Annotated in this window: 7 protein-coding genes; all 7 read right to left on the reverse strand. The window is 58.6% G+C overall.

Annotation, left to right across the window (positions count from 1 at the left end):
- Positions 1 to 440: PASTA domain-containing protein (locus WA354_RS17890; protein ID WP_472814381.1), on the reverse strand; the 440-nt coding region annotated here is incomplete at its 3' end.
- Complete coding sequence (locus WA354_RS17895) at positions 437 to 853, reverse strand: OsmC family protein (RefSeq protein ID WP_472814382.1); 417 nt, start codon at positions 851 to 853, stop codon at positions 437 to 439. The genes WA354_RS17895 and WA354_RS17890, both read right to left, overlap by 4 nt.
- Positions 854 to 920: 67 nt before the next feature.
- Positions 921 to 1,262 carry a hypothetical protein gene (locus WA354_RS17900; RefSeq protein WP_472814383.1) on the reverse strand — a complete coding sequence of 114 codons (342 nt, stop codon included), beginning with the start codon at positions 1,260 to 1,262 and terminating at the stop codon, positions 921 to 923.
- 77 nt (positions 1,263 to 1,339) lie between these two features.
- A complete protein-coding gene (locus WA354_RS17905) occupies positions 1,340 to 2,782 on the reverse strand; it encodes a cation diffusion facilitator family transporter (protein ID WP_472814384.1) in 1,443 nt (480 codons plus the stop codon).
- Complete coding sequence (locus WA354_RS17910) at positions 2,779 to 3,555, reverse strand: ubiquinone/menaquinone biosynthesis methyltransferase (protein ID WP_472814385.1); 777 nt, start codon at positions 3,553 to 3,555, stop codon at positions 2,779 to 2,781. Before WA354_RS17910 ends, WA354_RS17905 begins: the two co-directional genes overlap by 4 nt.
- A gap of 5 nt (positions 3,556 to 3,560) precedes the next feature.
- Positions 3,561 to 3,842 carry a hypothetical protein gene (locus WA354_RS17915; protein WP_472814386.1) on the reverse strand — a complete coding sequence of 94 codons (282 nt, stop codon included), beginning with the start codon at positions 3,840 to 3,842 and terminating at the stop codon, positions 3,561 to 3,563.
- A 17-nt stretch (positions 3,843 to 3,859) separates the two neighbouring features.
- A complete protein-coding gene (gene aroB / locus WA354_RS17920) occupies positions 3,860 to 4,960 on the reverse strand; it encodes a 3-dehydroquinate synthase (RefSeq protein WP_472814387.1) in 1,101 nt (366 codons plus the stop codon).
- Positions 4,961 to 5,085 lie beyond the last annotated feature (125 nt).

Below are 5,085 nucleotides of genomic sequence, written 5' to 3' on the forward strand. Positions count from 1 at the left end.
GTGCCGTCTTGAGCACCTGCATAGGGCCGCCTTGCGGTGACGCCGACTTCAAGGCCGGCACGCCGCAGGCGCAATGCGGCCACGCGGGCTTCTGTGCCGACTGTGTCGGGGACGTCGACCTTCTGCGGACCCAGGCTTTCGGCAACGCGCACATGCCATTCGCGACGCACGACGGAGCCCGGCGGGGGCGATTGCGAAAGGATGTGTCCCGCGGCAACATCGGCGGAGTAATAGCGATTGTCGACATCAAGGTTAAGACCCATGCCGGCGGCCTGGCTGCGCGCTTCGGCAACGGTCATCCCTTTCAGCGTGGGGATTTTGACTTCGGCGCCATGGATGGCAAAGTGCATCGTGGTGATGGCGGAGAGCAGTCCTGCTGCGATGAGCAGCATGACCACCGATGCCATGCGGAAGAAGCGGGCGAGGAAGCTTCTGCTCATGGCTCCGGTTCTCCGTCGGGGTAGACGATCTCGTAGTCGATGGTCGCGGCTTTCTCCAGCATTTTCGAGACGGAGCAATACTTGTTTTTGGAGAGTGAAACGGCGTCTTCAACAGCCTTGCGGCTTAGCTTTCCGCGGACGGCATAGGTGAGCTTGATGTGGGTGAAGACGCGGGGTGGTGCAGGAGCCTGGGTGCCGATTGCAGACACCCGAAGACCGGTGATCGGCTGGCGTTTCTTCTTGAGGATGCCGAGTACGTCGACCGAAGTGCAACTGCACAACGCCATCAACACGGCTTCCATTGGGCTTGGCCCGTGCGTATGAGCGGAGCCGCCATCAAAGGTGATGGTATTGCCGTTCTCTGCGACTCCCTCAAAGACCTCATCTTCTTTCCAATTACTATGCGCGATCAAAACTCCGACCTCCTGCGACCCTGGTTCCATTATCCGGCATTCGAGTTGAAGGCGTCAGGGCCAGGGGTCAGCGGAACGCGATCTGGGCGCAACGCGTAATCAGCAAATACGCTGCCAGGATCAGGAGCGCCAGGCCGGTGCTGAGACTGCTTGCGATGGCCGGGCTGAGGCGGCCATCCCTGGCTTGCTTTCGAATGAGAAGCAGGAAGAGGTACCCTCCGAATGCCGGAATCCACGCAAGGAACGGCAGGTCATATCCCCGTGTTCGATGAAAGATTGGAGCCGTACGAAACCACAAGCCCCAGATCATGAATGCCTCAGCGAGAAACATGCACAACAGCGAAGCTACAAACAACGTCTTAGGCAGGTCGAATGTCGATCTGGCTCTGACCGGAAGAAAACTGGGCATCCACCATCCCTCCAGTGATGCTTTTATGGACGGAGGACGCCGGGGGCTGGTTGCGCTTGTACTGGGCTCGAAGCTGGTCAGCGCGTGTTGTCTGTCATCGGCTCGGGATGAATCGTAACGCGGTGAACTTCGGGACACTCGAGCTTGAAGCGGTCTTCGAGCGCGGTGATGACCTCATGAACGCGATGCATCGCCAAGTCGTCAGGTAGAGTGCAATGGCAGGATAGGGTAATGTGTTCTGCTGTGCGCCCTACCAGGATCTGGTGCACATCGACAATCTCCTCATAATGGGCGGCTGCGTCTCGAAGTGCCTTCTCGATCCTGCGATCCTCTTCGACCATTTCCTCGGGTTGCTCGATGGTGGCGGGTTCGCTTTCGATGTGTGTGAGGACCGAATCGATTTCAGGTGTTTCGCGCAGGATTTCGGCTTCGAGGCCGCTCACGAAGCTGTGTGCCTCAATCAGAGGCAAGTTTTCGTCCAGTTCGACGTGAAGCTCGACATGCAGTTTGCCGTGATGCGATTGCACGCTGAGATCGTGCACAGCGACATTATTTCTTGCTGCAACTGCTCGCACGCGGTCAAAGATGCTTTCGGCCCTTGCCTGGCGCGGGACGGTGTGAATGACGACGTCCGCAGTTGGAAGCGCGCGATGCACGGCCTCGGTGGCGGCGCGAACCAGTTCGCCGGTGTGCTCAAAAGTGTAGCTGCGAGGCAGTGCGAGCGTGAGGTCGGCAAAGTAGTTTGGTCCTGAGCGACGCACTCGTGCCTGTTCGACAGCCAGCACGCCGGGCACCTGCTCGGCTTCGCGAATTACCCGCATACGGGTCTCTACGGGAATCTGATCCATGAGGACACCCACGGCTTCGCGCGTCAGCTGCGCGGTGATGCGAATAATCATGAGAGACACAAAGATGGCGGCGACGGGGTCAGCATAACGCAGCCAGTCAATGTGGAAAGCAACGCCTACCCAGGTAGCCAACAACCCCAGAAGCACCGCGAGAGAAGCCCAGATATCCGAGGCGAAATGAAACGCATCGGTGGCGAGCGCAGGCGAACCAGTTTGCTCGGCTACGCGGCGCAGTTCCCGTGAGCGCCAGAAGTCAACCGCGATTGAAGTCAGCAATACGAGCACGGGCCACACCGAGTAGCGGAGCTCAAAGGTGTTATGCCTGATCCGCCGAATGGCCTCCCAGATGATCCACGCGCAGGAGATGGCCATGAGACCGGCTTCGAAAAAAGCGGAGAGGTTTTCGACTTTTCCGTGGCCGTAGGTGTGGTCCTCGTCGGCCGGTTTATCCGAAACGCGAACGGAGAAGAAAGTAATACCTGATCCCGCCAGGTCCAGTCCCGAGTGAGCCGCGTCCGACAAGACTCCCAACGACCCGGAAATCAGACCCGCCGCGATCTTCAGAGCGGTCATGCAACTGGCCGCTAGCATCGATTGCAGCGCCACGCGCCGCTTCATGGCCGAGTTTTGTGCCTGATCAGAGAGCGCCGGGCGTAGTGCGGTGGAGTTCATCGCGACTCCAAGAGTACAGGCGAGCGTACCGCCGTGTACAACCCGGCGATTCCAAAGGTGTAAGGCTGCCATCTGCAGTCGGAATACCCGGTTTTCTGCATCATGGCGAGCAATTCGGGCGGAGCAGGAAATGCGCCGACGGAGGCCGGTAGATAGCTATATGGACCGTCTTTTCCGCAAATCATGCGCCCGATCGCCGGCAACACGCGGTGAAAGTAGAGCGCGTATATCTTGCCGATCAGGCCGCCGGGTTCGCTGAACTCGAGGATGCCAAGCTGACCACCGGGTTTCAGCACGCGATGGAACTCGCGCAGGCCGTCTTCGTAATTGGCCAGATTGCGGAAACCAAACGAGGTGACAACCAGATCGAGTGATTCCGAGCGAACCGGGAGATGCAGTGCGTCGGCCTCGAGAGCAATTGCAACGGAGCGGGTGGATTTGGTTGCGCCGAATTTCTGCGCACCTCGACGCAACATGCCATGCGCAAAATCTGCTGCGATGATGGGCCGTGCAGCCTCGGTGCGATGCTTCAACAGGGCCATGGTCAAGTCGCCAGTACCGCAGCAGATGTCCAGCACGGCCGCGTTCGGATTGGCCAGCACGGTGCGAAACCTCGATGCGGTGCGGCGCCACCACAGGCGGTCGATATTCGCGGAGAGTACGTGATTGAGCAAGTCGTAGCGCGGAGCGATGGTGTTGAACATCTGCTGCACGGCTTCGGCTGCTCGTGTCTCGTCCTGAACACCCATCGGCTTGGCGCCGCTAGTCGGCATGGCGTCTATCTACCCATCCCGAGCTTCAGTTCAGACTTGTCAAGCTCTTGAACCTGGTCGCGATAAAACTGTTCCAGACTTACCCCACACCAGGGGCAGTAATTCAGCTGCAACTCAGAAACGGCAGACATTGGAGACTCAGTAAATGGAGGAAGCGCGTCGGGATCGAGTGCGCGATGTTGAAGAACGAATACGAAGCCGTCAGGGTATCGGGCTGTGAATACGCCGAATTCGCGCAGTCCGGAGTTCTGGTGCAATCCCTCGATGCCGCGGCAGCAGAATTTCATGCTCATCCCTCCAAGAATTACGCGCGCGGCTCTTTGGCTTGCGAAAGCATATAGCTGACCGCGGCTTGAAGTTCCGAGGCCTGAAGGTCTTCGATTATACCGGCGTCGCCAATGCCGATCGGAAGGACGAATCGCCGAACTCCGCCGACATTCTTTTTGTCGCTGCCGGTCGCCGCAATCAGTTTGGGTGCGCGCAGCTTGAGCGCCGGCAGAGGACCGTACCGATGAACGAGGTTCTCAAGACGCGCCGCTTGCGGTCCGGTGATACTGCGGCGTCGATGGGCTACATATAAGGCTGCAATCATGCCCCAGCCCACTGCCTCGCCGTGCAGCAAGGATTTGTATCGTGTCGCCTGTTCGATGGCGTGGCCGACAGTGTGGCCGAGATTCAGGATCATGCGCAGGCCGTTCTCACGCTCATCCCGATTTACCACTCCAGCTTTCATGCGGATCGATGCAGCGATTACCTTTTCGAGTGCCTTCGGATCGCGGCCAAGCACTTCGTCTGCATGCTCCTCCATGAAGCGCACCAGGGAGCGATCGCGGATGATGCCTGCTTTGACGCTCTCCATGAGGCCCGCGCGCAGTTCGCGGTCGGGCAGTGTGCCGAGCACATCGATGTCGGCGAAGACAGCAACAGGATGATGAAAGCTGCCCACGAGGTTTTTGCCCTCGGGAAGATTGACGCCGGTTTTGCCACCCACGGATGAATCAACCTGGGCGAGGAACGTTGTGGGCACCTGCACGTAGCGCATTCCGCGCATGAAGATCGCGGCAAGGAATCCGCCAATGTCGCCCACAATTCCGCCGCCAAAGGCGATCAGCAGCGAGCCGCGATCGCCCCCCGCCGTGACCATCTGGCGCAACAGGCGATCGACACTCTGCATGGTTTTGTGTTTTTCGCCTGTGGACAGAAAGAGGGTGACGGGAGGTTCGGAAAATGACTTGAGAAAGAGGTCGCCCCACAACGCCCAGATCTCGGGAGATGTCAGCACAAATACGCGGGGCGGCAATTTTCCAGCTATACGTTGAATGCGTGGCGCGAGCGAGCCGATCAGTCCGCTGCCGGTGATTACGTCGTATTTTGCCGAAGGTGTATCAACTCGAATGGTTTGCACGTTGCTTCCATCTTAACGGAGCCAAGTGCATGAGCTCTCGGCTTCAAGATCGAGTACGCCTGTTGGTAAACTGGTAAACATGCGTATTGGTGTTGATTTTGGAACGACTCGCGTTGTAGTTGCGG

Source organism: Occallatibacter sp., from assembly GCF_049802275.1.
In the GTDB taxonomy this organism is placed as follows: Bacteria; Acidobacteriota; Terriglobia; order Terriglobales; family Acidobacteriaceae; genus Telmatobacter.

Bases quoted from the DNA above. Each gene is read 5' to 3' on its own strand.
- WA354_RS17915 (WP_472814386.1), bottom strand. From the start codon at position 3,842: ATGAAATTCTGCTGCCGCGGCATCGAGGGATTGCACCAGAACTCCGGA.
- WA354_RS17905 (WP_472814384.1), bottom strand. From the start codon at position 2,782: ATGAACTCCACCGCACTACGCCCGGCGCTCTCTGATCAGGCACAAAAC.
- WA354_RS17900 (WP_472814383.1), bottom strand. From the start codon at position 1,262: ATGCCCAGTTTTCTTCCGGTCAGAGCCAGATCGACATTCGACCTGCCT.
- WA354_RS17910 (WP_472814385.1), bottom strand. From the start codon at position 3,555: ATGCCGACTAGCGGCGCCAAGCCGATGGGTGTTCAGGACGAGACACGA.